Annotated in this window: 24 protein-coding genes and 1 pseudogene; 4 read left to right on the top strand and 21 right to left on the bottom strand. The window is 64.4% G+C overall.

What is annotated here, in order from left to right; genetic code table 11:
* The first annotated feature begins 152 nt into the window (after positions 1–152).
* Both CYR55_RS10500 and CYR55_RS10495 read left to right on the top strand, forming a co-directional pair.
* Positions 153–929: a glutamine amidotransferase gene (locus tag CYR55_RS10500; RefSeq protein WP_101816089.1), complete on the top strand. Its 777-nt coding sequence runs from the start codon at positions 153–155 to the stop codon at positions 927–929.
* 65 nt (positions 930–994) lie between these two features.
* Positions 995–1,528: a hypothetical protein gene (locus CYR55_RS10495; RefSeq protein ID WP_101816088.1), complete on the top strand. Its 534-nt coding sequence runs from the start codon at positions 995–997 to the stop codon at positions 1,526–1,528.
* Between the two features lie 14 nt (positions 1,529–1,542).
* On the opposite strand, the gene CYR55_RS10490 is transcribed toward CYR55_RS10495, so the two are convergent.
* The gene (locus CYR55_RS10490; protein WP_175580796.1) at positions 1,543–2,565 is read right to left on the bottom strand and encodes a zinc-binding alcohol dehydrogenase family protein; all 1,023 of its coding nucleotides are present in this window, start codon (positions 2,563–2,565) and stop codon (positions 1,543–1,545) included.
* A gap of 150 nt (positions 2,566–2,715) precedes the next feature.
* Between CYR55_RS10490 and CYR55_RS10485 the strand changes: the two genes are divergently transcribed.
* Positions 2,716–3,627 carry a GntR family transcriptional regulator gene (locus CYR55_RS10485; RefSeq protein ID WP_101816087.1) on the top strand — a complete coding sequence of 304 codons (912 nt, stop codon included), beginning with the start codon at positions 2,716–2,718 and terminating at the stop codon, positions 3,625–3,627.
* 6 nt (positions 3,628–3,633) lie between these two features.
* Here CYR55_RS10485 and CYR55_RS10480 read toward each other — a convergent pair whose 3' ends face one another.
* The 5 genes from CYR55_RS10480 to CYR55_RS10460 are packed head-to-tail and all read right to left on the bottom strand — an operon-like array spanning position 3,634 to position 9,159.
* A complete protein-coding gene (locus CYR55_RS10480; RefSeq protein WP_101816086.1) occupies positions 3,634–4,605 on the bottom strand; it encodes an ABC transporter ATP-binding protein in 972 nt (323 codons plus the stop codon).
* Positions 4,595–5,599, bottom strand: coding sequence for an ABC transporter ATP-binding protein (locus CYR55_RS10475; RefSeq protein WP_101816085.1), 1,005 nt, complete (start codon positions 5,597–5,599; stop codon positions 4,595–4,597). Before CYR55_RS10475 ends, CYR55_RS10480 begins: the two co-directional genes overlap by 11 nt.
* 3 nt (positions 5,600–5,602) lie before the next feature.
* Positions 5,603–6,547: an oligopeptide ABC transporter permease gene (opp4C, locus tag CYR55_RS10470; protein WP_101816084.1), complete on the bottom strand. Its 945-nt coding sequence runs from the start codon at positions 6,545–6,547 to the stop codon at positions 5,603–5,605.
* Entirely contained in the window at positions 6,547–7,503 is a 957-nt protein-coding gene (locus CYR55_RS10465) for an ABC transporter permease (protein WP_101816083.1), read from the bottom strand. Before CYR55_RS10465 ends, opp4C begins: the two co-directional genes overlap by 1 nt.
* Positions 7,504–7,512: 9 nt before the next feature.
* Positions 7,513–9,159 (bottom strand): ABC transporter substrate-binding protein, encoded by a 1,647-nt coding sequence (locus CYR55_RS10460; protein WP_241522132.1) that lies wholly within the window; start codon positions 9,157–9,159, stop codon positions 7,513–7,515.
* Positions 9,160–9,628: 469 nt separating this feature from the next.
* Between CYR55_RS10460 and CYR55_RS10455 the strand changes: the two genes are divergently transcribed.
* Positions 9,629–10,858 carry an MFS transporter gene (locus CYR55_RS10455; protein WP_338153008.1) on the top strand — a complete coding sequence of 410 codons (1,230 nt, stop codon included), beginning with the start codon at positions 9,629–9,631 and terminating at the stop codon, positions 10,856–10,858.
* Between the two features lie 18 nt (positions 10,859–10,876).
* Here the strand turns inward: CYR55_RS10455 and CYR55_RS10450 are convergent, their stop codons facing one another.
* From CYR55_RS10450 to CYR55_RS23975, 15 genes and pseudogenes are all read right to left on the bottom strand, one after another.
* Entirely contained in the window at positions 10,877–11,455 is a 579-nt protein-coding gene (locus CYR55_RS10450; protein ID WP_101816081.1) for a 4'-phosphopantetheinyl transferase superfamily protein, read from the bottom strand.
* On the bottom strand, positions 11,440–12,681 hold the full coding sequence (locus CYR55_RS10445) for a beta-ketoacyl-ACP synthase (RefSeq protein ID WP_101816080.1): 1,242 nt from the start codon (positions 12,679–12,681) through the stop codon (positions 11,440–11,442). The genes CYR55_RS10450 and CYR55_RS10445 overlap by 16 nt, the downstream gene beginning before the upstream one ends.
* Positions 12,681–13,412 (bottom strand): 3-ketoacyl-ACP reductase FabG2, encoded by a 732-nt coding sequence (locus CYR55_RS10440; protein WP_101816079.1) that lies wholly within the window; start codon positions 13,410–13,412, stop codon positions 12,681–12,683. Before CYR55_RS10440 ends, CYR55_RS10445 begins: the two co-directional genes overlap by 1 nt.
* Positions 13,409–13,879, bottom strand: coding sequence for a hotdog family protein (locus tag CYR55_RS10435; RefSeq protein ID WP_101816078.1), 471 nt, complete (start codon positions 13,877–13,879; stop codon positions 13,409–13,411). Before CYR55_RS10435 ends, CYR55_RS10440 begins: the two co-directional genes overlap by 4 nt.
* Entirely contained in the window at positions 13,876–15,030 is a 1,155-nt protein-coding gene (locus CYR55_RS10430) for a beta-ketoacyl-[acyl-carrier-protein] synthase family protein (protein WP_101816077.1), read from the bottom strand. The genes CYR55_RS10435 and CYR55_RS10430 overlap by 4 nt, the downstream gene beginning before the upstream one ends.
* Before the next feature lies 1 nt (position 15,031).
* Positions 15,032–15,499, bottom strand: a complete 468-nt coding sequence (locus CYR55_RS23980) for a DUF3261 domain-containing protein (protein WP_277622327.1) — start codon at positions 15,497–15,499, stop codon at positions 15,032–15,034.
* A gap of 99 nt (positions 15,500–15,598) precedes the next feature.
* Positions 15,599–17,917: pseudogene (locus CYR55_RS10425) on the bottom strand (MMPL family transporter); the annotation flags it as partial.
* Positions 17,889–18,479, bottom strand: a complete 591-nt coding sequence (locus CYR55_RS10420; protein WP_101816157.1) for a LolA family protein — start codon at positions 18,477–18,479, stop codon at positions 17,889–17,891. The pseudogene CYR55_RS10425 and the gene CYR55_RS10420, both read right to left, overlap by 29 nt.
* An 8-nt stretch (positions 18,480–18,487) precedes the next feature.
* Positions 18,488–18,910, bottom strand: coding sequence for an acyl-CoA thioesterase (locus CYR55_RS10415; RefSeq protein ID WP_101816076.1), 423 nt, complete (start codon positions 18,908–18,910; stop codon positions 18,488–18,490).
* A complete protein-coding gene (locus CYR55_RS10410) occupies positions 18,903–20,621 on the bottom strand; it encodes a glycosyltransferase family 2 protein (RefSeq protein WP_101816075.1) in 1,719 nt (572 codons plus the stop codon). The genes CYR55_RS10415 and CYR55_RS10410 overlap by 8 nt, the downstream gene beginning before the upstream one ends.
* The gene (locus tag CYR55_RS10405) at positions 20,612–20,968 is read right to left on the bottom strand and encodes an ApeI family dehydratase (protein ID WP_101816074.1); all 357 of its coding nucleotides are present in this window, start codon (positions 20,966–20,968) and stop codon (positions 20,612–20,614) included. Before CYR55_RS10405 ends, CYR55_RS10410 begins: the two co-directional genes overlap by 10 nt.
* Positions 20,955–22,280: an AMP-binding protein gene (locus CYR55_RS10400; protein ID WP_101816073.1), complete on the bottom strand. Its 1,326-nt coding sequence runs from the start codon at positions 22,278–22,280 to the stop codon at positions 20,955–20,957. Before CYR55_RS10400 ends, CYR55_RS10405 begins: the two co-directional genes overlap by 14 nt.
* A complete protein-coding gene (locus tag CYR55_RS10395) occupies positions 22,277–22,846 on the bottom strand; it encodes a COG4648 family protein (RefSeq protein ID WP_101816072.1) in 570 nt (189 codons plus the stop codon). Before CYR55_RS10395 ends, CYR55_RS10400 begins: the two co-directional genes overlap by 4 nt.
* Positions 22,847–22,857: 11 nt before the next feature.
* Complete coding sequence (locus CYR55_RS10390; RefSeq protein ID WP_101816071.1) at positions 22,858–23,103, bottom strand: acyl carrier protein; 246 nt, start codon at positions 23,101–23,103, stop codon at positions 22,858–22,860.
* On the bottom strand, positions 23,096–23,389 hold the full coding sequence (locus CYR55_RS23975; RefSeq protein WP_277622326.1) for a phosphopantetheine-binding protein: 294 nt from the start codon (positions 23,387–23,389) through the stop codon (positions 23,096–23,098). The genes CYR55_RS10390 and CYR55_RS23975 overlap by 8 nt, the downstream gene beginning before the upstream one ends.
* Between the last annotated feature and the right edge of the window lie 8 nt (positions 23,390–23,397).

The raw sequence follows: 23,397 nt of genomic DNA, 5'->3' as shown, positions 1-23,397 counted from the left end.
CTTACATAAATATTATTTATTTGTTGAATGCATAGGCGATTAATGACACATTTTTTCCCGTTGAAACGGTTCAACTTTGACTATTATTTACCCTGTCAAGAGACGTGCGCACTTTGTGCACTTGGCCGGGCAGCCCCGGAGGGAGAGAAAGGGTGGAAAAAACCAAACAGGTATTGCTGGTCGGTGAAACGTGGGTCAGTGCGGCCACACACTACAAAGGATTTGACCAGTTCGGCAGCGTGACTTTTCACAGCGGCGCCGGGCCGCTGACTGCCGCGCTGGCAGACACTGAATTCCAGCTGACGCACCTGCCGGCCCATCAGGCCGTGGAGCAGTTGCCGTTCACGGCCGACGGCCTGGCAGCCTATGACGCGATTTTGCTGTCAGACATCGGGGCAACTTCGCTGCAACTGCACCCGGATGTCTGGCTGCACGGTAAACCGGTTGCTGACCGGCTGAAGCTGCTGCGCGGCTATGTGGAACAGGGTGGCGCGCTGGCGATGTTCGGCGGTTACCTGAGCTTCCAGGGCATTGACGGCAAGGCGCGCTGGCGGCGCACCCCGGTGGAAGAGGTATTGCCGGTGACCTGCCTGCCGTATGACGACCGGCTGGAAGTGCCGGAAGGCTTTTCGGCCGTGCTGGTACCGGGGGCAACAGACCACCCGATCCTGGCGGGCATCCCGGCGGAGTGGCCGTTGCTGCTGGGGGCGAATGAGGTAGAGGTGAAACCAGGCGCAGAGGTGCTGGCGCGCCTGCCGGCCTGCCAGGGCAGCCACCCGCTGCTGGTGACCGGCCGCTATGGCCGGGGCCGCACGCTGGCCTGGACGTCCGATGTCAGCCCGCACTGGTTGCCGCAATCCTTTATTGACTGGCCCGGTTATGCGCCGCTGTTCACCAATATGCTGCGCTGGCTGACCACCGCTGACTAACCGAAGCGGCAGAAATTCAACTACTCTTGATCCCGTGGATGTGACACTTATCAGGAGTTGGATGAATGAACATTGCCTGTCTGGGTTGGGGATCGCTGATATGGAAACCGGGTCCGGTGCCGATAGCAGGCGAATGGTACGCAGATGGCCCCGACGTACCGATTGAGTTTTCACGGGTGGGGGATGGCGGCGAACTGGCCACCGCCGTCTGTTTCAACGCGCCGCCGGTGCCGGTGTTCTGGGCGCTGCTCACCACACCGTCACTGGCGGAGGCGTGCGAGGCGCTGAAAGAGCGGGAGCAGATCCCTCGCGAACGGCATGACGGCGTCGGGCTGATGTTCACCGCCGGCGACCCGGAAGGGATGCTGCCCGCCTGGGCGGCGGCGCGCAATATTGACGCAGTGATCTGGACGGCCCTGCCGCCAAGGGTGGAGAACAGCGAGGGGCGCATCCCGTCGCAGCAGGAGGCGCTCGCTTACCTCAGCAGCCTGACGGGCGAGACGCGCGACCACGCCATGGACTACATCGAGCAGGTGCCGCCGCAAATTGACACCCCTTACCGGCGGGCGATCCGCCGGCAACTCGGCTGGGGCGGCTGACCGGCCGCCGCGGTTCAGAAACGTACCACACCTTTAATCAATGCGCGGTTGCCGATGACCCGCGTTTCGAACTCCTCCGCCAGCGCGGAAAACTGAAAATGGTGGGTCAGCATGATGCCGGGGTGCAGCGTGCCGGCCGCCATTAACTCACTGACTTTGGCAAAATCTTGCCGGGTGGCGTTACGGCTGCCCATCAGCGTTGCTTCCCGTTTATGGAACGCCGGGTCGGCGATCTCCAGCATCCCTTTATGCAGCCCCACAAACACCACGCTGCCGCCATGGCGGATCAGCTCTACCGCGCCGTTCATCGCCTGCGGGCTGCCGGTGGCATCTATCACCGTTTCCGGCGGCAGGCCGCCAAACGCTGCCCGCAGCTGCGCCTGAAACGCGGCATCCAGCGGGTTCAGCGCCGGTAACCCCAGCACCTGCGTAACGTGCGCCCGCCGCTCTGGGCTGGTGTCGCTGACCACCACCTGTGCGCCGTCCGCGTCGGCAATCGCCGCCACCCCCAGCCCGATCGGCCCCGCCCCGCTTACCAGCACCGCCTGCCCCGGACGCAGCCCGGCACGCCGCACCGCATGGGCGCTGATGGCAAACGGCTCCAGCAGCGCGGCGGCTTCCGGGTCAAGGTCGCCCACCGGCAGCAGGTTACTCACCGGCACGCTGAGGAAATCACAGAATGCCCCGTCCTGATGCACGCCGATCACCGAGATGTTTTCACAGCAGTTGGGTTTGCCGCTCATACAGGCTGAACAATGCTCACAGGCCAGATAGGGGATCAGCGCCACACGCTGGCCGGGGCTGAAATTCGTGACATTGTCACCGAACGCGACAATCTCCCCGCACACTTCATGGCCGAGCACCCGTGGGTAGCTGAAAAACGGCTGGTTACCCGCCCAGGCGTGGATGTCAGTGCCGCAAATGCCGACGGCCAGCACCCGCAGCAGCGCCTCACCGGGCGCGGGGCGCGGGACGTCGCGTTGGCTATAGCGCAGGGCTTTGGGTTCCGGGCAAATCAGGGCAGTCATCTGGTGCATGGTGTCTCTCCGTTACGGCGTTTTATGTTTCCTTTTAGTGAAATTACGCATTAATTTGTTACATAAAGGCGGCAAATGTGAATTAGCGCCGACTATTGTGTTTTAAAGTGGGTTTTAATGGGCGGCCGAACCCTGCACAGAGGTGCCGCCATGAGCCGACCGCAACACCTGCGACAGAGTGTCATCAACCAGATGCTTGACGGCATCACCAAGGGCCACCTGCCCTCCCCGCTGCCCTCCCAGGCGGCGCTGGCCGAACTCTACAACATCAGCCGCACCACCGTGCGCCATACGCTGGACTACCTGCAACAGCGCGGCATTCTGGCGCGCCGCGCCGGGCAGTTCTGCATTGCCCGCGCCCCGGCCGGGGATGAGGGCTTCCTGCCGGGGCCAACGCCGGATGCTGAACAGGCCGGGCGGGTGGAGTCCGCGTTTCATGAGCTGATCCGCCAGCGGCAGTTGCGCCCCGGCGATACGTTCAGTGAAGTCCAATTAGCAAAAAGCGCCGGGGTGGGTGCCGGGGCGGTGCATGATTTCCTGTTGCGCTTCAGCCGTTATGGCCTGCTGGAGGCCGCCGGGCGCGGCGAATGGCTGATGAAACCCTTCGACCAGGCCTATGCCGAGAACCTGTTTGAACTGCGGGAGATGCTGGAGACCCACGCACTGCAACGTTTCCTGACCCTACCCGCTGACGATCGGCGCTGGGTACAGGCGCGGGATCTGCTGACCCGCCACCGCCAGCTGCACACCATGATGGACGATCACTACTGCCGCTTTGCCGGGCTGGACCGGGAACTGCACGCGCTGATTATGTCCGCCGCCGACAACCCCTTCTTCAACCAGACGCTGGAGATCATCTCGGTGATTTTCCACTTCCACTACCAGTGGGATGAGCACCACCTGAAACAGCGCAACATCATCGCCACCGAGGAGCATATGGCACTGCTGCTGGCGCTGATTTGCCGGAATGACCAGGAGGCGATGCGCGAGCTGCGCGCCCACCTGGCCACCGCCCGCCGCACCATGAGCGAGGCGATCCGCGGCCAGCGCCCGGCCCACTGACCGCCGCTACAGGGCGAAGTGGCAGGCGACGCGGTGGCCGGGGCCCAGCGTGCGCAATGCGGGGGCCTGCTCACGGCAACGTGGCTGGGCATGCGGGCAGCGGGTGTGAAAGCGGCAGCCGGCGGGCGGCCGGCTCGGATCGGGTACCTCGCCGCGCGCCATCACCTGCGGGCCGCGGCCGGCCTCCAGCGTCGGCACGGCCGCCAGCAGCGCCTGGGTATAGGGGTGGCCCGGCCGGCGGAACAGGCTGTCGCGATCGGCGATCTCCACAATCTGCCCCAGATACATCACCGCCACATCATCACACAGATGCTCCACCACCCCCAGATCGTGGGAGATAAACAGGAAGGTCACGCCGTGTTGCTGTTGCAGGTCGGAAAACAGGTTGATGACCTGCGCCTGTACGGACACATCCAGCGCGGAGACCGGTTCATCCGCCACAATAAAGGCCGGTTGCAGGATCAGCGCCCGGGCGATGCCGATGCGCTGGCGCTGGCCGCCGGAGAACTCATGGGGGTAGCGGCTGTAGTGGCGCGCCGCCAGCCCGCAGATCGCCATGGTCTCAATCACCCGGTCGCGCACCTGCGCGGGCGGGCAGAGGCCGTGCTGCAACAGCGCCTCGCCTATCGCCTCCCCGACCCGCAGGCGCGGGTTGAGCGAACTGTACGGATCCTGGAACACCAGCTGCATCTGCGGCCGCAGCGCACTGCGTTCACGCGGTGACAGGTGCTGTATCGGCCGGCCGTTGAAGCGGATCTCTCCGGCTGTGGGCGGGTAGAGCCCCAGCAGGGTGCGCCCGACGGTGGTTTTTCCGCTGCCCGACTCCCCCACCAGCCCGAACACCCTGCCGCGCCGCAGGGTAAAACTCACGTCATCCACCGCCCGCAGCTCGCCGGTTTTACGGCCGAACAGCCCGCCGGTCAACGGGAAATACTTCTTCAGCCCGGTGACGTCAATCAGGGTATCGTTATCCGGCATGATCAGGCTCCATGGCGGCAGGCTGTGCCGCCAGATCAGAATAAAAACAGGCCGACTGGCGCTGCGCGCTGCCGTAGAGCGGCGGGATGGCCGCCCGGCAACGCGGCTGCGCGTCGGGGCAGCGGTCAGCAAACGCGCAGCCGGGCGGCAGATCCGCGGGATCCGGCACCTGGCCTGGGATCGCATAGAGCCGCTTACGCCGCTGCCCCGGCACCGGCCTGGCCGCCATCAGCCCGCGGGTGTAGGGGTGCTGCGGGTTTTCCAGTACCTCGCGGGTGTCGCCCTGCTCCACCACGCGTCCGGCGTACATCACCACCACCCGGTCAGCCATCTGGGCGATCACCCCCAGATCGTGGGTGATCAACATCATCGCCATCTGGTGCCGGGCCGCCTCCGCCCGCAGCAGCGCCAGAATCTGCGCCTGTACCGTCACGTCCAGCGCGGTAGTGGGTTCATCGGCGATCAGCAGCGCAGGCCGGCAGCCAATCGCCATCGCGATCATCACCCGCTGCAGCATCCCGCCGGAGAGCTGGTGCGGGTAGCTGGTCATCAGCCCGGCGGCCCGCGCCAGGCCGACCTCCGTGAGCGAGGCCGTCGCCTGCTGCCAGGCGGCTTTGGGGGCCAGGCCGCGGTGGCGGATCAGCGGCTCCACCAGCTGCTCGCCGATGGTCAGCACCGGGTTGAGCGCGCTCATCGGCTCCTGGAAGATCATCGCCAGCGCGCTGCCGCGCAGATCGCTCATCTGCCGCGGCTTCAGCGTCAACAGGTCACGGCCCTGGAACCAGATGGCGCCCCGGTCGATGCGGGCGCTGTGCGGCGGCAACAACCCCATCAGCGCCATGGCCGTGACACTCTTGCCGCAGCCGGACTCCCCCACCACGCCCAGCGTCTGCCCGGCCTCCAGGCTGAAACTCACCGCCTGCACCGCCTGCACCGGGCCGTGCTCGCCCTGGAAAGAGACCGCCAGGCGGTCAAATGAAAGTAACGGGCCCATCGGTTATCTCCGGGTCATATGGGGGTCGAGGGCGTCGCGCAGGGCATCACCCAGCAGGTTAATCGCCACGACCGTCAGGAAGATCGCCGCGCCCGGCGGCATCCAGAGCCAGGGGCGGCGCTGGAAGTCGATCAGGCTGTTGGCGGCGTCCATCATGTTGCCCCAGGAGGGCGTGGGCGGCACCACGCCCAGCCCGAGGTAACTCAGCGCTGACTCACTGAGGATGGCATTGGCCACGCCCAGCGTGGCGACCACTATCAGGATCGGCACGGTGTTCGGCAGCAGGTGGCCCAGGATGCGCCGCCGCGCAGACAACCCCAGCACCTCGGTCGCCAGCATAAAATCGCGTTCGCGCAGCGACAGGATTTGGCCGCGCACCAGCCGCGCCAGCGAGGGCCAGCCCAGCAGGCTGAGCATCACCATCACCAAATAGATGCGGTAGTCGGGCGGGATGCCCAGCTCCGTGACCACCGCGCCCATAATGATCAGCAGCGGCAGGCTGGGAATGGTCATCAGCAGATCCGCCAGCCGCATCAGCAGCTTGTCGGTGAGGCCGCCGGCATAGCCCGCCACCGCGCCGACCGCATAGCCGAGCGTCACCGAGAGCAGCATGGTCACCAGCCCGATGGTCAGCGAAATGCGCCCGGCCAGCAGCATCCGGGTATAGATATCGCGCCCAAGGAAATCGGTGCCGAGCCAGTGTGCCGCGTCCGGCGCTTTATTGATCATCATGATGTCGGTGGCGTCATCGCGCCACGGCGAGAAGTACGGCCCGACGGCGCACCAGAGCACCATCAGCAGCAGCAGCGCCAGCGACGTCATCGCCGGGCGGTTGCGCCGCAGCCGCCGCCACGCCTCGTTCCCCGGCGAGGAGGCGCGCTGCGCCAGCGCCGGCAGTGCCGCCTGACGCCAGCGGCGGCTGGGGGTGAAAAGCTGTCGTAACATCATTACCTCATCCGGATCCGCGGATCGGCCCAGGCATAGAGCACGTCCGCCAGCAGGTTGCCCAACAGGGTCAGCACCGCCAGAAACAGGGTAAAGCCCATCAGCACCGGGTAATCGCGCGCCGCCAGGGAGTCGATATGGATATGCCCCGCCCCCGGCCAGTTGAAGATTTTTTCGGTGATCAGCGCCCCGGAAAACAGCCCCGGCAGCTCAAACCCCAACAGCGTGATGATAGGCAGCAGGGCATTGCGCAGCGCATGTTTCAGGATAACGGTGCGCTCGCGCAGCCCTTTGGCGCGGGCGGTGCGGATGAAGTCCATGCGCACCACCTCAAGCATGCTGGCGCGGAAGTAGCGCGTCAGGCTGCCTGCCTGCAACATCACCAGCGCGGTCACGGGCAAAATCAGGTGCAATGCCACCTCGCCCGCCCAGGCCAGCCCCCGGCTGTCGCTGCCGGTGCGCAGCATGCCGCCTGCCGGCAGCCAGTGCAGGTCAACGGCAAACCACTTAATCAGCAGCAGACAGAGGAAGAAGGTCGGGAATGACATGGCCCCGAAGACCCCTGCCGTGACCAGGTGGTCAAACAGCGAGTGCGGCCGCAGCGCTGACGCCACCCCCACGGCCAGCGCGATGCCCCAGTAAAGCAACATCGACACCGAGGCCAGCAGGAACGAGTGCCAGATGTACTGGTTGAGCAGCGTGCTGACCGGGATCTGGTACTGCAGCGAGAAGCCGAGATCGCCGTGCAGCAGCTGCCCCAGCCAGTGCAGGTAGCGCGACCAGAGCGGCTGGTCGAGTCCGTACAGCGCGCGCAGCTCCGCCGCCCGCGCGGCGGTCAGGGTAATATTGCCGTCGATAAAGTCGCCCGGCGTCAGGGCGAAAATCCCGAAAATCAGCATGGAGGCCAGCAGCAGCATCGGCAACGTCAGCAGCAGCCGGCGCAGGATAAAGGTTTTCATCGTCGCTCGTCAGGGGGCCGGCGCGGCCAGCTTCACTGCCGGCAGACTGCCCACCAGGCCGTTATAAATGTCCGGCGTGAAGCCGGTGACGCGGGCGCTGCTGGCCGACAGGATTTTGCGGTAGCCGAGCAGGATCACCGGCGGGTCTTCCGCCAGCGCCTGATAGAGCCGGTGGTAGATCGGTTTGCGTTGCGCCGTGTCCAGCGTGCTGTTCCCCTCGGCGATAAGCTTATCCACCGCCGGGTTGCTGTAGCCGTTGGTACTTTCACTGGTCTGGAAGTCCCGCACGCCGTCATGCGGGTCATTCAGGGTACTGGTACTGAACGACGCCAGATCGTAATTGCCGCTTTTGTAGCCGGCGAGCAGCGCGTTGAAATCCAGCACCTGCGGGCGCAGGTCAATGCCCAGCTGACGGTAGTTCTCCCGGGCAACCGGCACCAGCGCGTCATTCAGCACTTTTTTGGTCACCAGCAGCGTCAGGGTCAGACGCTGGCCCGCCTTGCTGCGGATGCCGTCAGCACCGCGCACCCAGCCGGCCGCCTCCAGCAGTTGGTTGGCTTTGGCCGGGTCATAGGCGTAAGGGTTCACGCCGCTGGGGTCGTAGGCCCAGGAGATCGGTGCTATCGGCTCGTTGGCCACCTGCCCGTAACCCTGATAGACCACCGAGATCAGCTTCTGGCGATCCAGCCCGTAGATCAGCGCCTGCCGCACCCGCACATCCTGCAAGGCCGGTTTTTTCAGGTTAAAGGCGATTTTGCTGTAGTCACTGGAGCTGTAGAGGTTGATGTTGGCAAAGCCCAGCATTTTCAGCTGCTCGACGTCGTCCGGGCGGGAGGTGAAGGCGTCATAGTCGGTTTCGCCGGTCTGGAACAGCTGGAAGTTAGTGGCCGGGTTGGTGACGCGGTAGATAAAGCGCGCCATCGCCGGGGCACCGCGGTAGTAACGCGGGTTGGCGTGGAAGCGGATCTCCTGCCCCGGGATGTAGGTGTCATAAATGTAAGGCCCGTTGCCCAGCGGCTTGCCGTGCAGGGTGCGCAGGTAGGTGAGTTTGCCCGGCTGGTAGCCTTTGCCGTAATAGGCTTTGGAGAGCACCGGCCCGCCGATCAGGAACAGGGTGGTGGCGCCCGGCTGGGTGGTGGTGACCTCCAGCGTCAGCGGGTCAATCACCTTCAGGCCGCGGATGGCGGACGCCTTGCCGGTTTTATACGCCTCCCCGCCGTCAATGTGCGCCAGGGAGAGGTCGGTCTCGCCGTCATAGGCCGGGTCATGCAGCAGGGTCAGGGTAAAGGCGACATCCTCTGCGGTGAGCGGCGAACCGTCGCTGAAGGTCAGCCCCGGGCGCAGTTTGATGGTGTAAACGCGGTTGTCTGCGCTGACCTGCCAGGCGGCGGCCAGCCCCGGCACCGGTTTGCCCTGGCTGTCGAGGTCGATCAGGCGGGCGAAGATGACGTTGGTGACGTTCTCATCCCAGCCATTGGTGAAGAAGTAGGGGTTAAAAATGCCCTGCGGCTCGGAGATCCCGGCCACCACCGTGTCTTTGCGCAGCGCCGCCGCAGCCGGCACCTGGCCTGGATCGGTCGCCGGGGTGATCCCTTCTTTCAGGATGTCATCTGCCGATGCCCCGGCCGCCAGCCAGACGGCCCCGGCCAGCACCACCGCCCGGAGCGGCCGCCCGCCCCCTGTTTTTTCCCCGTTCCCTGTCCCTTTGCCCACTGCGCACCCCTTCTTAACGTGTTAATCAGTATGAAAAAACGTGTCGAGAGTAAGAGCGGCCGGCGTCCTTGTCTAACAACCAATCTTGCTAGCCTTATGCGCTTTTCAGCAAAGCCGCCGCCCGCGCCCGGCAGGCTGGCGGCCGCCGGATAAAACCCGGTTAAAAACCGAAAACGTTTACCCGCCGCACGGTTTGGCACCAAACCGCAGCGGCGTGCGGGCGGCGCTCGCTAGGCTCAGGGGGTCGGCTGCCTGACCGGGCAGCCTTTACCCCCTGGAGCCTGCAATGGATAAAACCCGTGAGTTTACCGGTGAGACGGTGCGCGGTGCGCGCCCGCCGGTTACGCTGCCCCCGCTTGACGCTGCCGCACCGCCGCGCAGCGCCCGCCTCAAACGCATCCAGACCACCGCGATGGTGCTGCTGTTTCTGGCGGCGGTGATCAACTACCTCGACCGCAGCTCCCTGTCGGTGGCAAACATGACCATTCGCGGGGAGATGGGGCTGAGCGGTACTGAGATCGGCCTGCTGCTTTCTGCCTTTTCGCTGGCATATGGGCTGGCGCAACTGCCGTGCGGCCCACTGCTGGATCGCAAAGGGCCGCGCATTATGCTGGGGCTGGGGATGTTTGTCTGGTCGCTGTTCCAGGCGCTCTCCGGACTGGTCAACAGTTTCACCCAGTTTGTGCTGGTACGCATCGGGCTGGGGATTGGTGAAGCGCCGATGAACCCGTGCGGCGTGAAGGTGATCAATGACTGGTTCAACATCCGCCACCGCGGCACGCCGATGGGCATCTTCAATGCCGCCTCCACCATCGGGCTGGCCATCAGCCCGCCGATCCTCGCCGCCATGATGCTGCTGATCGGCTGGCGCGGCATGTTTATCACCATCGGCGTGCTGGGGATCGCCCTTTCCCTCGGCTGGTACACGCTCTACCGCAACCGCCCGTCGGTGTCCCTCACGGCTGACGAGCAGGCGTACCTCAATAACGGCAGCGTCAGCACCCGGCAGGACCCACTGAGCATGGCCGAATGGCGCGGGCTGTTCCGCAACCGCACCATGTGGGGCATGATGCTCGGCTTCAGCGGCATCAACTACACCGCCTGGCTCTACCTCGCCTGGCTGCCGGGCTACTTGCAGAACACCTACCAGCTTGACCTGAAAAGCACCGGGCTGTATGCCGCCATCCCGTTCCTGTTCGGCGCGGCCGGGATGTTGTGCAACGGCGTGGTCACCGATTTTCTGGTGCGGCGCGGCATGGCCCCGGTAAAAAGCCGCAAAATCTGTATCGCCTCCGGCATGTTCCTCTCCGCCGCGTTCACTGCCGTGGTGGTGCAGGCAGAAACCACCGGCGTGGCGGTGGTGCTGATCGGCATGGCGCTGTTCTGCATCCACTTTGCCGGCACCTCCTGCTGGGGGCTGATCCATGTTGCGGTGGCCTCACGCATGACCGCCTCGGTGGGCAGCATCCAGAACTTCGCCAGCTTCATTTTCGCCTCGTTCGCCCCGGTGGTGACCGGCTGGATCCTCGACACCACCCACTCCTTCAGCCTGGCGCTCAGCATTTGTGCCGGGGTGACGGTGCTTGGCGCGCTCTCCTACCTGTTTATCGTGCGTGACCCGATCACCGACGCCCAGCGCTGAGCGGGCGCGGGCGTGACGTCAAAGGCGTTCTATTTTCAGTGCGGTAAACGGCTGCCGGGCGCACAGGGCTATCCGGCAGCCATCCAGGCAGAAGGTGTGGGTGACTAACCCGGCAGGGGCCAGATGGGGTAAGGAGAGGTGCAGGTCACGCATTGCCCAGACGCTGCGCCCCTGCTGTTTCAGTACCGCTTCATGCACCGTCCAGAGTTGCCAGAAGGCCGCCAGCGGATCGCGCTGCCGCCGCAGCCAGTGGCAGCATGCCGGGCTGAAGCTTTGCGCCGCCAGCGCCGCAAAGCGCGGACGGGCGCGAACCTGTTCGATATCGCACCCTACCTCGCCCCCGGATGACAACAGCAGCGCCACCGTCTGGCCGCTGTGGCTGAGGCTGAACGCAGGCAATGACGGCTCGGCAAAACAGGGCTTACCACTCTCTGCAATCAGCAGCGGCGGCAGCGGCCGGTTCAGGGCCCTGGACAGCAACACCCGCCCGGCCAGCCGTTGTGGCTGCGGCATGGCAGCGCGAACCGAAGGCGGCAACCAGTGCGCGGCCTCGCGGCACAACGCCCCGGTATGCCCCACGATCAGCCGGTGACGCATGGCGGCCAACGGCGGAAAATCAGTGACGTATTCACCCCACCGAAAGCAAAATTATTGGACTGCACATACTCCACCTGCCGGCGGCGCGGCTCACCGATAATGTAATCCAGCTCGCCGCAGTCCAGTGCCGGCCGGGTGAGGTTCAGCGTCGGTGCAAACCAGCCCGCGCGCATCATCTCAATGCTCATCCAGGCTTCCAGCGCACCGCTGGCTCCCAGCGTGTGGCCGAAATAACTTTTCAGCGACGAGAACGGGGTCTGTGCGCCAAACACGGCGGCGGTGGCCCGGCTCTCCGCGATATCGCCGCGCCCGGTGGCTGTGCCGTGGGCATTGATATAACCAATCTGTGCCGCTTCCAGCCCGGCCATCTGCAATGCCCGCGCCATGCAGACTTCTATCGTCGCCTGTTGCGGCTGGGTAATGTGGGCGGCATCGCAGTTGGTGTAAAACCCCACCAGCTCCGCATAGATCGTCGCCCCGCGCGCCAGGGCATGTTCCAGTGCCTCCAGCACCAGTGTACCCGCCCCCTCGCCGATCACCAGGCCGTCACGATCGGCATCAAACGGGGCCGGGGTGGTGTGCGGCGCGTCATTACGCTGGCTGGTGGCAAACAGCGTATCAAACACGGCGGCCTCAGACGGGCATAACTCCTCTGCCCCGCCGGCCACCATCACCGTCTGGTAGCCGTGGCGAATCGCTTCCCAGGCGTACCCAATCGCCTGGCTGCCCGAGGTACAGGCGCTGGATGTCGGGATCACCCGGCCGCGCAGGCCAAAGAACAGCCCGGTATTGATCGCGGCGGTGTGCGGCATCATCTGCACGTAGGTGGTGCCGGTGATGTTATTGGTGTGTTTCTCTGTCAGCATGGTGGCAAACTCACTCACCGGCCCGGTGCTGCCGGTAGACGACCCATAGGCGATCCCGGTGTCGCCGCTGGTCAGCACCGGATCACCCAGCAGCCCGGCCCGGCTCAGCGCCAGTTCGGTGGCGCGGGTGGCCATCAGCGATACGCGCCCCATGGAACGGATGCGCTTGCGGGTGTAGTGCTCCGGCAGGCTGAAATCATCAATCGGCGCGCCCAGCAGCGTATTCAGCCCGGCATACACCCGCCATTCCGGCATCTTGCGTACCGCGTTGCGCCCGGCCAGGATATTGGCCGACACCGACGCCCAGTCATTGCCAAAGGCGGTCACGCCGCCCATGCCTGTTACCACCACCCGCCGCATCACACCATCCCCCCGTTGATTGAAATCACCTGACGGGTGATATACCCGGCAGCGTCTGACATCAGGTAGCCCGCCAGCCCTGCCACTTCATCCGCCTGCCCGACCCGTTGCATCGGGATCATCGCCATCGCGGCCTCACGCGCTTCCGGTGCCATCTGGATCATGGCGGTGTCGATAAGGCCCGGGGCGATGCAGTTCACGGTAATCCGGCGTGAGGCCAGTTCCACCGCCAGCGCCCTGGCGGCCCCTATCAGCCCCGCTTTGGCCGCGCTGTAGTTAACCTGCCCGCGGTTGCCTACCAGCCCGGATACCGATGAGATCACCACCACCCGGCCGCCGTCGCGCCGCCGGATCATCGGCATGATGCAGGGGTGAATGACGTTGTAGAAACTGTCGAGATTGGTATGGATAACCTGATCCCACGCCTCACCCTCCAGCGCCGGGAACGCGCCGTCGCAGGTAATCCCGGCATTGTTGACCACACCGTAATAGGCGCCGTGCGCGGCTATGTCCTCTTCCAGGCGGGCGCGGCACTGCGCCCGGTCAGCCACATCCATGCAGAGCAGGCGCGCCTCGCCGCCGGCCTGGTGGATCTGTTCCATTGTCGCCGTGGCCCCGGCCTGATCGCGGTGATAATGCACCACCACAGAGAACCCCCCGGCCGCCAGACATTGCGCGATCGCGCGCCCGATGCCTTTGCTGGCCCCTGTCACTAACACTGAACGCTTCATGAGATCTTTCCCTGTTGTAAAAGTTGCGATAACTCCCCTTCGCCCGGCTGGTAGGTGGTGATCCTGCCGCCGGCCCGGCGTTCACCGTTGCAGGCGATGGCGCCGTCAAAACTGCCCATTTTTTCATCGCGCATCAGCAACGCGATACTGACTTCCAGCAGCGACTCTGCGGCAAAGTCACCGGCCGGGCAGCGGTAATTCCGTGCGCCCAGCAACATGCCCGGCTGTGCGGCCTCCCCGCGCTGCCGCCCGTGCCAGCCCGACCACACCCCCACCGCCTGTGCGATGATTTCAATGCCAAACCAGGCGGGCAACGTGCCCTGCGGTGTGAGAAACGGCGCCAGGACGCCGTCGGCACTGACCCGCACCCGGCAGTGGGCCGAGGTGCCGGAGACACTGACGACCTCATCCAGCAGGATCAGCGGCGCGACATGGGGCAGATAACAGGCAGGCGATAAACGCGTCATGGCGCATCCCCCAGAATCAGGCAGGCGTTGTTGCCGCCAAATGCGAAGGAGTTGGAGAGCACGCACCGTCGGCCCAACGGCGCGGGTGCCGTAAGCAGGCCACAGCGGGGAAGCGATTCATCCAGCGGGTCTTGCGAGAAATCCTGCGGCGGCAGCGGCAGCGGCCGGGTCAGCAGCAGCCAGCCGAGCGCCGCTTCCCCGATGCCGGCGGCACCGAGCATATGCCCGGTGAGGTGTTTGGTCGAGCTGGCCGGTACGCCATCACCGAACAGTGTGGCGATGACCTGTGCCTCTATCTGGTCATTAAGGCGGGTGGCGGTGCCGTGCAGGTTGATGTAGCCGACCTGCTGCGGCTGCAACCCGGCACTGCGCAACGCCATACTGATGGCGCGGATCGCCCCGTCCCCCTGCGGATGGGGCGCAGAGATGTGGTGGGCATCCGAGGATTCTCCCCAGCCGCGCAGCGCCACGCCGCCGGTGTTACGCCCGATCAGCATCAGGGCGCTGCCTTCCCCGATGGTGATGCCGTCCCGGTGGGTGCTGAAAGGCGTGCAGCGGTGCGAAGAGAGTGAGGCCAGGCTGTCAAAGCCGTTTACCGGCATCCGGCTGAGGGTGTCAGCCCCGCCGACAATCGCCATATCAGCCAGCCCGGCGCGGATCAGCCGGGCACCACTGATCAGCGCCCGGGCGCTGGAGGAGCAGGCGGTTGACAGGGTATAAGCCGGCCCACGCAGCCCCAGTAACCGGGCAAGAAAACGCGACGGATCGCCCAGCTCCTGTTGGGCATAGCGGTAGCCCGGCAACCCGCGGCTGACAAACTGGTCCGCCTCGTCCAGCCCGGAGGTACTGGTGCCCAATACCACGGCTACCCGCGCTGCGCCCACGCGGGCGATAGCCTGCTCGACTTCCGGCCGGATCTGCGCCAGCGCAGCCATGAGCAGGCGGTTATTGCGGCTGTTGTGCGCGGCCAGCGCGTCAGGCACCGCCGGCAGAGGCCCGGTCACCCGCCCGGTCCAGCAGCATTTTTCACCCAGTCGCCAGACGCTGTCCGGCCCCATGCCCGGCGCATGGCCACGTGCCAGATTGCCGGCAACCTCATCGGCGTTGTTGCCCAGGGCATTCAGCATGCCCACGGCAGAAATTGTGATCATCTTAATCGTCCAGATGTTGAATAGTGATGTGATAACCGAATACGTACTGCTCCAGGCTGACCGGTTTGCGCTGCCCGTGGCGGCGCTGATAGCGGATCTCCGTCACCCTTTTCCCGTGCTCATCACACAACCGGCGGGTATCGCCCTCGTCGTTAAGGGTCCAGCCCGGCGGCAAGCGGCCCTGCCAGGCCTCCACCGGCCACAGGCCGAGCATGACATCCGCCAGTACCTGCGCAGCAGGCGGCAGATCCGGCAGCACGAGCGCCTGCCTGGTGTGGATGCCCTGTGCATCATAAGTGAGCTGGAACAACCGGATGCCCAGCGACGACAGCCCGGCCAGGGAAAGGCGCTGCGCATCGGCATTCAGCAACACCACCAGCGATTGCTGCTGCCCTTTGAAGGTGCCGGTCAGCAATTGCTGGCCATGAATGGCCGGGCTGATGCCGGGTGCGGGCAACGTGACCCGCACGCCGGGCTTGAGCCACGCCTGCGGCAGCGTGGGGCCGGGGGTGGCAGCGCACCCGCTCAGCAGCACGCTGAGCAGCAGCCCGGCGCGAAAGGGGAATTTCCGGGGTTTTCCTTTGGAACGGGGCAAGGCCAGCGGGGCCAGCAGGAAGGCCGTAAAAATGCCGCTGCATAACACCGTGCCGAAGCTGGCGATCGCCGCGGTGCGGCTGAACACCAGCATTCCCAGCGTCATCAACGTGGTGCCCATCGCCAGCGTCGCGGCCAGCAACGAAGTCATTGGTGTGCCCCGGGGGTTACTGAAGAACAGCGTATAGTTGATGCCGATGCCCAGCACCAGCACCAGCGCCAGCAGGGAAAAGAGGTTCAGCGCCTCGCCGCCCAGCGACAGCGCAGCCACCCCTGCCCCCAGTGACAGCAGCGTGGGGAGCATATTTACCAGCCCACGGCGCAGGCCGAAGCGGCAGGTAAAACTGAGTGCCAGCAGCGCCAGTGCCGCCAGCAGCAACCAGGAGAGCATTACCCGGTAAAAGCGGAACAGGTCGTTGAAGCCGCTTTTACGATCGACCCACACCACGCCCGGCTGCGTATCCGCCAGCTGCTTTAACGCCGCCCGCTGCTGTACCCCGCTGACCGGAATCAACAGGCTGCTGCGGCCATCCGGCAGGGTCAGCCACAGCAGGCGCCAGCCCTCACTCAACGGGCTGGCCAGCCAGGCATCCGGTGTGACCGGCATCGCCCGGACATCCGGCGGCGCCACCGCCAGACCAGCCTCAGCCAGCCGCTGCGTCACCTGCGGGGCCGCTGCCGCGATCAAACGCTGATCCTGCGCCTGCTGTTGCAGCGACAGGAGCGGCGGCAGGCGCCAATGGCTCAGCCATTGTTGCCGCTGCGCGTTTTGCAGGCCGGGCACCAGCGCCCCGGCACGTTGCAGCACCTGCTCAGCGTTGTCGCCATAGACCATAAAGAAGGTCTGATCGCTGTGTTGCCCGGTCAGCGCGGCAATCTCGCGTTCTTGTTGCATCAGGCCCGGCGGCAGGGCCTGAAGCTGGGAAATATCATCGTTGACCGTGAGGCGCAGCCACCCCGCCAGCGCGAGCACGGCCACGGCCAGCGGCAGCCCCAGCCTGATGACCGGCCGGCGCCGCCAGGCACAGAGCCAGCGCCCCATCAGCCTCATCGCAGGCACCGGCCGCACCGGCAGGCCCCCGACCAGCCACGGATACCAGCAGACCACCGTCAGGCAGGAGGCAGTCAGCCCGGCAGCGGCAAACACCGCCAGTTGCCGCACCCCCGGAAACGGGGCCAGCAACATCATCAGGTAGGCGGCGACGGTGGTCGCCAGCGCCAGCAGCAGCGTCGGCAGCACCTTGTGCAGGCTCTCCAGCGGGGAATGCACCGCGCCGTGTACTCTGCGTTCCGTGAGGTAATAGAGGGTGTAATCTGCTGAAATCCCAACGATGCTGATGCTCATCACCAGCGTCATCAGATGCAGCTCGCCGAAACAGAGCAGCGTCATCACGCCACCGGCCAGCGCACCCACGCCAAGCGACAACACACAGAGCAGCAGCGGCCGCACCGAGCGGAAAACCATGATAATCAGCAACAGCACGCCGCCGACCGAGGCCGTACCGAGCGTGGAGACATCCTGCCGCGCCTGTTGGCCGGCATAGTGGCTGAACAGCACACTGCCGCGTGTCAGGACTTTTGCCTGCGGGAAGGCGGCCTGAAACGCACTCTTCAGGCGGGCAAGTTCCGCTGTCAGTTGCTGGCTTTGCGCCATGTCGAAGGCATTACCGCTGAGTTCACCATGCAGGAAATACCAGACGCGCCCCTGGGGGTCAGTGGTGGTCAGCCATCCTTGCGTCAGCCCCATCCGCCCGCTGTTTTTTTGCAGCGCCAGCTGGGCACCGCGCACCAGCAGCAGCGGGTCATGTTTCAGCTCCTGCCCGCTGACCCCGGCGAACGCTGAGTAGAGTTGCGCCAGCACCCACTCTGCCTGCGCTGCACCGCCCTCGGCCAGCCGGGCACGCGTATCACCATCCAGCAGCGCATTACGGTGTTCAAACGCAAACTGTCCCCACTGCTGTTGTTGCCCCGCGTCCATCGGGCCTGTGACCTGTTGCAGTGACGGCAACCCGCGAAGGTGCGAGAGCCACCATTGCGCGGCTGCCGGATCGGCCTGTTTACCGGGTGAGATCAACCACACCATCTGGCGATCCAGCTGCTGCATAAACCCCTGTTGCAGATCCGGCGGCGCATCGCCCATGATCCGCGCCGGCAGCAGCGCCAGCACGCTGCTGTTGATCCGGGCGCCCGGCCACAACAGGAAGAGGGACACCAATAATGCCGCGCAGACCCCGGCCCAGCCCCAGCCCGCCACCTTGTGGCGCTTAGTGGCGGAAACGCTGTTGTTCATCATCACTTAATGTCCCTGGCAGCAGCCGTTGATGGGTGAACGCAAGGGTGGTGACATCGCCCTGGCGATCATACAGGGCGATGTGATCAATAAGCTGATCGCCTTCCAGAATCAGGTGGGTAAAAAGTTTGTCGAGGGGCGAAGTGTTCGGCGTCAGCACCAGCCGCCACGCCGGGGTGCCGGGCTCCTCCAGCGCGAGTGAGAAATTCTGCATCAGCACCTGGCGGTCGGCCTGAAACAGCGCCCGCAGCAGGTGGTTAAACTGAAACATCTGCGGTTGGTTGACGGCGGTAATCACCTGCGGCGGCTGGTTGGGCATCTGTTGCACCATCTGCTGTTCCGTCAGGATAAGCGTCATCGGGAAGGGGGTATCCTGTTGCCACCACAGGCCATCTGCCTGCGAAATCAGCAGGCGGCCGCTTGAACGCAGCGGCCGGCTCATCCCGGCAATCTGCCGCAGTTGGGTAAAATCACTACGGATAACCCGGTGTTGGGCCAGACGCTGTTGCAGGTCATCCAGCGTTAACGCCGGCAGGGACGCGCTGAACAGCAGCCACGCCGCCATCATGAATTTCAGCACGGCGTCACCCCCAGGCGCGCAAACAGCACCGGCGGGGAGACAAAACAGAGCGCCCGGCTTGCCTCCTCCACCGCGACCTGAAGGGTGTAGCCGGTGGTGGTGCATTGCCCGCTTTGGGCGTCAAAAATCTGGTAGGCGATCCGCAGCCGGTTTTCAAACTCCTCAATGGTGGCACGCACCCGGATGTGCTGTTCATGTTCCACCACCGCCCGGTATTTTACGCGGGTGTCCACCACCGGCCAGACATAGCCTGAGGCTTTCATCTCGCGGTAGCCGTAATTGAATTTCCCCAGCAGCGCTTCGCGTGCCACCTCAAAATAGCGGAAATAGTTACCGTGCCAGACCACTCCCATCGGATCGCAGTCATGGAAAGGAACCACGATCTCCACCTCGTGGCTTAATGGCGCATTACTCATGATCACTCCTTTTTTCTGTGTTCTGCGGATCTGTGGGCAGTTGCCAGAAATCATAAAAATTAAACCAGTCCAGCGGTGCTTTCAGCGCATGGTGCGCCAGCCGCGCCGCGTAACGATCCACCACCTGTTGCAGCGCAGCTTCCCGCCCGGTACGCGGCAGACGCAGCGGATCGGCGAAAGGTTCGCAGTAGAGGCGTAACCGGCCCTGTTCGCGCAGGGCAAACATCAGCATCACCGGGCAGCGCAATACCGCTGCCAGCACAAACGGCCCCTGGGGAAAGGGCGCGGGCTGCCCGAGGAAATTGCTCCAGGTCACCCGGCGGGTACCCTCGCGCGGGGCAGTTACCGCCGTGCGATCGCCGACAATAGCGACCCACTCACCGGCCGCCAGCTTCTGTTGCAGCAGCACCGCAGTCTCAGGGCCGATACGCTCAACCGGCATCAGGTTGATGCCCGCCTGGGGGGCCAGCGCCCCGACCGCCTGCCGGAAGCGACGGCTGTTGCCGGTAAACACCAGCGCATTGATCACCAGCCCCTCTATTTGTTGTGCCAACGCCCGGCAGACTTCAATGTCACCCAGATGCGAGGCCAGAATCAGTCGCCCGCGCCCTTCCAGCGGGCCGATGGCCTCACGCACGCCGGGTGCAAAATCGATCTCCCGGCCCCAGCGCAGGTCACCGCGCCAGCTGGCGGTTTTATCCAGCATCGCCTGGCCGAAACGCAGAAAGTGGGCATAGCTGTTGAGCGGCAGTGGCAGCACGACCTGCTGCTGGTGCGCATAGTCACGTATCCGGTGCAGCCACTGCCGCGAGGCCCGGCGCTGGGCATGACCGGTCAGCCAGTAGGCGGCCACTACCGGCCATAACAGCAGCATAAAAGGTGTTCTGCCGCACCGTTGATAGAGCGCCAGCATCAGCCGCATTCCCCACAGCCCTTTGCGCTCCGTCATTTCCGCCCAGTGCGGTGTGGCCCGCCGCCGCAACAGGGCGGGCAGGCGCGGCAGCATGCCGAGAAATAACCGGGTATGCATACGGGTGATGCGCAGGTTGTCGCGCCAGGCATCAAAATGTGAGAGCCCATCGGCCGGGTAGGTTACGCGGGTAGGAATAAAGCGGCTGGGGGTGCCCTGCCAGTAGAGGCGCACCATGATGTCGGTGTCGAAATCCATCCGTTGGCCCACTGCTTGCCGGGCAACCAATGCACGGGTGGGCGCAATAGGGTAAACGCGAAAGCCGCACATGCTGTCTTTCAGCGAGAAAGAGAGCGTCTCCAGCCAGACCCAGACGTGGGTCAGGTAGCGGCCATACAGGCGGGCTTTCGGTACCGAGGCATCATAGTGCGGCTGGCCGGAGATCAGGCAGTGCGGGTAACGACGGGCCTCTGCCAGCAGGCGCGGCACATCCTCAATCTGATGCTGGCCGTCGGCATCCACCTGCAGGGCGTGGCTGTACCCAACCACTGCGGCGGCTTCCAGCCCGCGCAACACTGCCGCCCCCTTACCGCAATTGCGTGACAACGTCACCAGAGTGACCTGGGCATGGCTGCACGCCAGGTGCTCAAGCTGCTGTTGGGTAAGCTGGTCACTGCCGTCATCCACAATAAAAACCGGCAGCGCAAACACAGCCAGCCGGGCCAGCACGGCCGGCATCATCACCCCATGGTTATAGCAAGGGATAATGACGCAGGGAGCAAAAGAAGACGCTATGGACATAAGGCGATTTTCCCGCTGCTGGCAACGATGGCCGGTTCCCCGCCGTTTGCCGGCAGCTGATAAACAAAGGTGATCCTTCGTGTTTCTGCACACCAGTTCAGTGACAACGTCACCGTATCCTCCGGTTGGATAGGGTGCTGAAATTTAATCTGTTCAACCCCGGAAAAGAGGCCGCCCGGTACCAGCAGCCGGCGGCCATAATGCATGACCCAATCCACCTGGGCGACGCCGGGCAACAGAGGCTGGCCGGGGAAATGGCCTCGAAACCAGAACAGGCCGGCATGCGCCCGCAGGCTGAGCACGGCCTGTGATCCCTGCAGTTCGCAGGCGAGTTCAGTCGGTAACATCAAACAGCTCCTTTAGTTGTGGCCACGCGCATTTCCCCTGCCCATCACAAGGAAGGGTGTCGACAATGCGCCAGAAGCGCGGGATCGCGACCGGCTCCAGCCATTTATGCAGCTCACGCCGCCATTGCTGCCTCAGTTGCGGCAGTGCGGCGGCCTGTACCGGCGACGCCAGTACCAGCACGACGCCAATGCCGCTGCGCCGGGCGCGGCACACCGGTAACGCCACCGCCTCCGCCACCTCCGGCAGCGCCAGCAGGCGGCGCTCGATCTCACTGAGTGAGATCCGCTTGTCTTCGATTTTGATCAGGCGCTCCTGCCGCCCACACAGCTGGAACCGCCCGGCAGCATCAAAATCCAGCCGGTCATCCAGCACGATGCCCTGCGGTTGCGGAATCAGGGCGGAGCGCACCCGCCAGTGCTGCGCGCCGTCGCGGGCAAACGTTACGCCCGGGAAAGGTTGCCAGCCCACCGCTTCCCTCTCCCGCCGTCGCCAGGCGAGCACGCCGGTCTCTGTGCTGCCATAGATTTCTGTCACCGCCCGGCCAAACCACTGCCGGGCAGCAGCGGCATCCGGCCAGGGCAATACACCCCCGGCTGACACCATCAACCGGCAGTCAGGGGCCGGGAGCACAGGATCAAGGCGGCGCAAAAAGGCCGGACTGCTGATAAAGGCGTAAGGCTTGCCGGGCGGTAATGCCGCAAGTTGCTCGGCGTAACGAACCGGCGGGCCGGTGACGTCGAGCCCCAGCGCCATAGGCAACCAGATGCAGAACGTCAGCCCGTAGAGATGCTGATGGCTGACCGACGCCACAATCCGGCATTCGCTCAGCAACGCGCCCCAGTGGTGCGCCAGCCAGCTCGCCTCCTCGTCCAGGCACTTGACCGGCTTGACGATTTTGCGCGGCGCACCGGTTGAACCGGAGGTAAACAGCACGACAGCAGCCGCATGCGTAATCGGCGGCAGCACATCCCCGGCCATTTCCGCCCCTTCCTCCACCTGCAAAGTGGGGCAAGACAACGATAAGGTGGTGTCCGTGAGCAGGCCGTCAAATTCGGTCAGTTGCTCCTGCAACAGCGCCTGCCGGCAGTGGCCGGGGATGACCGGGGTTTTCTGCGCATGCAGGGCCGCCAGCAAGGCGACGGTAAACAGGTAACGGTCTTCGAAACAGAGCGCCCACTGCTGTTGCGGTAATTTCTGCAGGCGCTGGCTGAGGTGCACAACCTGCCTGCGCATGGCGGCCCGTCCGGGCAGGCAGGCCTGTGCATCAAGCCAGGCGGCGATTGGCTGGGCGGCGATTGGCCGGGCTGTCATGACGCGGCCTGCACCCGACGGCGCACCAGCCACTCGCCGCCCATCAGTATCCCCATCAGCAGGTAGCTGATTGCCCCATTCCAGAGTGTCCATTCGTTCAGATGCCCCCGCAGGCAGGTTGCCAGTGCCACACTGCCGTTAATCATGAAAAAACCGCACCAGACCTGCGTTACCCGCCGGGTATACCGCACCGCTTCCGGCGGCAGGTACGGCTGGCGCAACCGGGCCAGCCGTTCTACCAGCGGCATGGCGGTCAGCAGCGAACCGCCGAACAGCGCCAGCAGGGCGACATTGACCACCACCGGATACCAGAGCAGCAGATGTGCCCGGCCCAGCAGCAGGCTGGCGGCGCTGAGCAGACAACCGGCCAGCGCCAGCCCCATTGTCAGCCCTTTCATGACCTCCCGGCGGCCGACGCAGGCCAGCGCGCGGACTAAAAACAGACAAGCGAGCAGCGGCAACAGCGCACGGTAGCCGGGATGGGTCAGGCTGAACCAGACCAGAAAAGGCCAGGCCAGGGTGGTCAGCCACCCTACTCCCTGTAATGCGGTAAAAATGAGACGCATAGAACGGTGACCTACTCGCCGATCAGCTGTTCAACCGCATCCACGACATCCTGCACGGTGCGCACGGATTTAAAGATTTCCGGCGAAATCTTGTGGCCGATGCGTTTTTGCAGCACCACCACCATGTCTACGGCATCGATGCTGTCCAGTTGCAGATCGTCATACAGCCGGGCTTCCGGCGTGATGCTGGCGGGATCGAGTTCAAACAGCGTCACTAACAGCTGGCTGATTTCGTTGTATACCTCATGCTTACTCATCCTGAGCAGCTCCTGTGGCGGCATGTTGTTGATTAATGAAGCGGGCAAGGGTTGCCACGGAGAAGAAGTGATCGCGCATCTCTTCACTTTCAGTAGAAAGCACGACGTGGTAGCGGTTTTTGATCGCCAGCCCCAGTTCCAGCGCGTCGATGGAGTCCAGCCCCAGCCCATCACCAAATAGGGGTGCCTGGGTATCAATCTCTTCCACGCTCACCTCTTCCAGATTCAGCGTGTCAATAATTAACTGCTTAATTTCTTGGGATAATGTGTCCATAGTGTTTTCCAAAGGTGATG

The sequence above is a fragment of the Chimaeribacter californicus genome (assembly GCF_002858675.1).
GTDB lineage: Bacteria > Pseudomonadota > Gammaproteobacteria > Enterobacterales > Enterobacteriaceae > Chimaeribacter > Chimaeribacter californicus.
This window is presented reverse-complemented; position numbering and strand designations above follow the sequence as displayed.

What these genes read in the sequence shown, in the direction of transcription:
- CYR55_RS10445 (WP_101816080.1), bottom strand. Translation starts at nt 12,681, where the DNA reads ATGCGGCGGGTGGTGGTAACAGGCATGGGCGGCGTGACCGCCTTTGGC.
- CYR55_RS10435 (WP_101816078.1), bottom strand. Translation starts at nt 13,879, where the DNA reads ATGACGCGTTTATCGCCTGCCTGTTATCTGCCCCATGTCGCGCCGCTG.
- CYR55_RS10440 (WP_101816079.1), bottom strand. Translation starts at nt 13,412, where the DNA reads ATGAAGCGTTCAGTGTTAGTGACAGGGGCCAGCAAAGGCATCGGGCGC.
- CYR55_RS10490 (WP_175580796.1), bottom strand. Translation starts at nt 2,565, where the DNA reads ATGCACCAGATGACTGCCCTGATTTGCCCGGAACCCAAAGCCCTGCGC.
- CYR55_RS10430 (WP_101816077.1), bottom strand. Translation starts at nt 15,030, where the DNA reads ATGATCACAATTTCTGCCGTGGGCATGCTGAATGCCCTGGGCAACAAC.
- CYR55_RS10475 (WP_101816085.1), bottom strand. Translation starts at nt 5,599, where the DNA reads ATGGGCCCGTTACTTTCATTTGACCGCCTGGCGGTCTCTTTCCAGGGC.
- CYR55_RS10485 (WP_101816087.1), top strand. Translation starts at nt 2,716, where the DNA reads ATGAGCCGACCGCAACACCTGCGACAGAGTGTCATCAACCAGATGCTT.
- CYR55_RS10420 (WP_101816157.1), bottom strand. Translation starts at nt 18,479, where the DNA reads ATGGCGGCGTGGCTGCTGTTCAGCGCGTCCCTGCCGGCGTTAACGCTG.
- CYR55_RS10400 (WP_101816073.1), bottom strand. Translation starts at nt 22,280, where the DNA reads ATGACAGCCCGGCCAATCGCCGCCCAGCCAATCGCCGCCTGGCTTGAT.
- CYR55_RS10410 (WP_101816075.1), bottom strand. Translation starts at nt 20,621, where the DNA reads ATGTCCATAGCGTCTTCTTTTGCTCCCTGCGTCATTATCCCTTGCTAT.
- opp4C (WP_101816084.1), bottom strand. Translation starts at nt 6,547, where the DNA reads ATGATGTTACGACAGCTTTTCACCCCCAGCCGCCGCTGGCGTCAGGCG.
- CYR55_RS10405 (WP_101816074.1), bottom strand. Translation starts at nt 20,968, where the DNA reads ATGTTACCGACTGAACTCGCCTGCGAACTGCAGGGATCACAGGCCGTG.
- CYR55_RS10390 (WP_101816071.1), bottom strand. Translation starts at nt 23,103, where the DNA reads ATGAGTAAGCATGAGGTATACAACGAAATCAGCCAGCTGTTAGTGACG.
- CYR55_RS10415 (WP_101816076.1), bottom strand. Translation starts at nt 18,910, where the DNA reads ATGAGTAATGCGCCATTAAGCCACGAGGTGGAGATCGTGGTTCCTTTC.
- CYR55_RS10495 (WP_101816088.1), top strand. Translation starts at nt 995, where the DNA reads ATGAACATTGCCTGTCTGGGTTGGGGATCGCTGATATGGAAACCGGGT.
- CYR55_RS10480 (WP_101816086.1), bottom strand. Translation starts at nt 4,605, where the DNA reads ATGCCGGATAACGATACCCTGATTGACGTCACCGGGCTGAAGAAGTAT.
- CYR55_RS10450 (WP_101816081.1), bottom strand. Translation starts at nt 11,455, where the DNA reads ATGCGTCACCGGCTGATCGTGGGGCATACCGGGGCGTTGTGCCGCGAG.
- CYR55_RS10455 (WP_338153008.1), top strand. Translation starts at nt 9,629, where the DNA reads ATGGTGCTGCTGTTTCTGGCGGCGGTGATCAACTACCTCGACCGCAGC.
- CYR55_RS10395 (WP_101816072.1), bottom strand. Translation starts at nt 22,846, where the DNA reads ATGCGTCTCATTTTTACCGCATTACAGGGAGTAGGGTGGCTGACCACC.
- CYR55_RS10465 (WP_101816083.1), bottom strand. Translation starts at nt 7,503, where the DNA reads ATGAAAACCTTTATCCTGCGCCGGCTGCTGCTGACGTTGCCGATGCTG.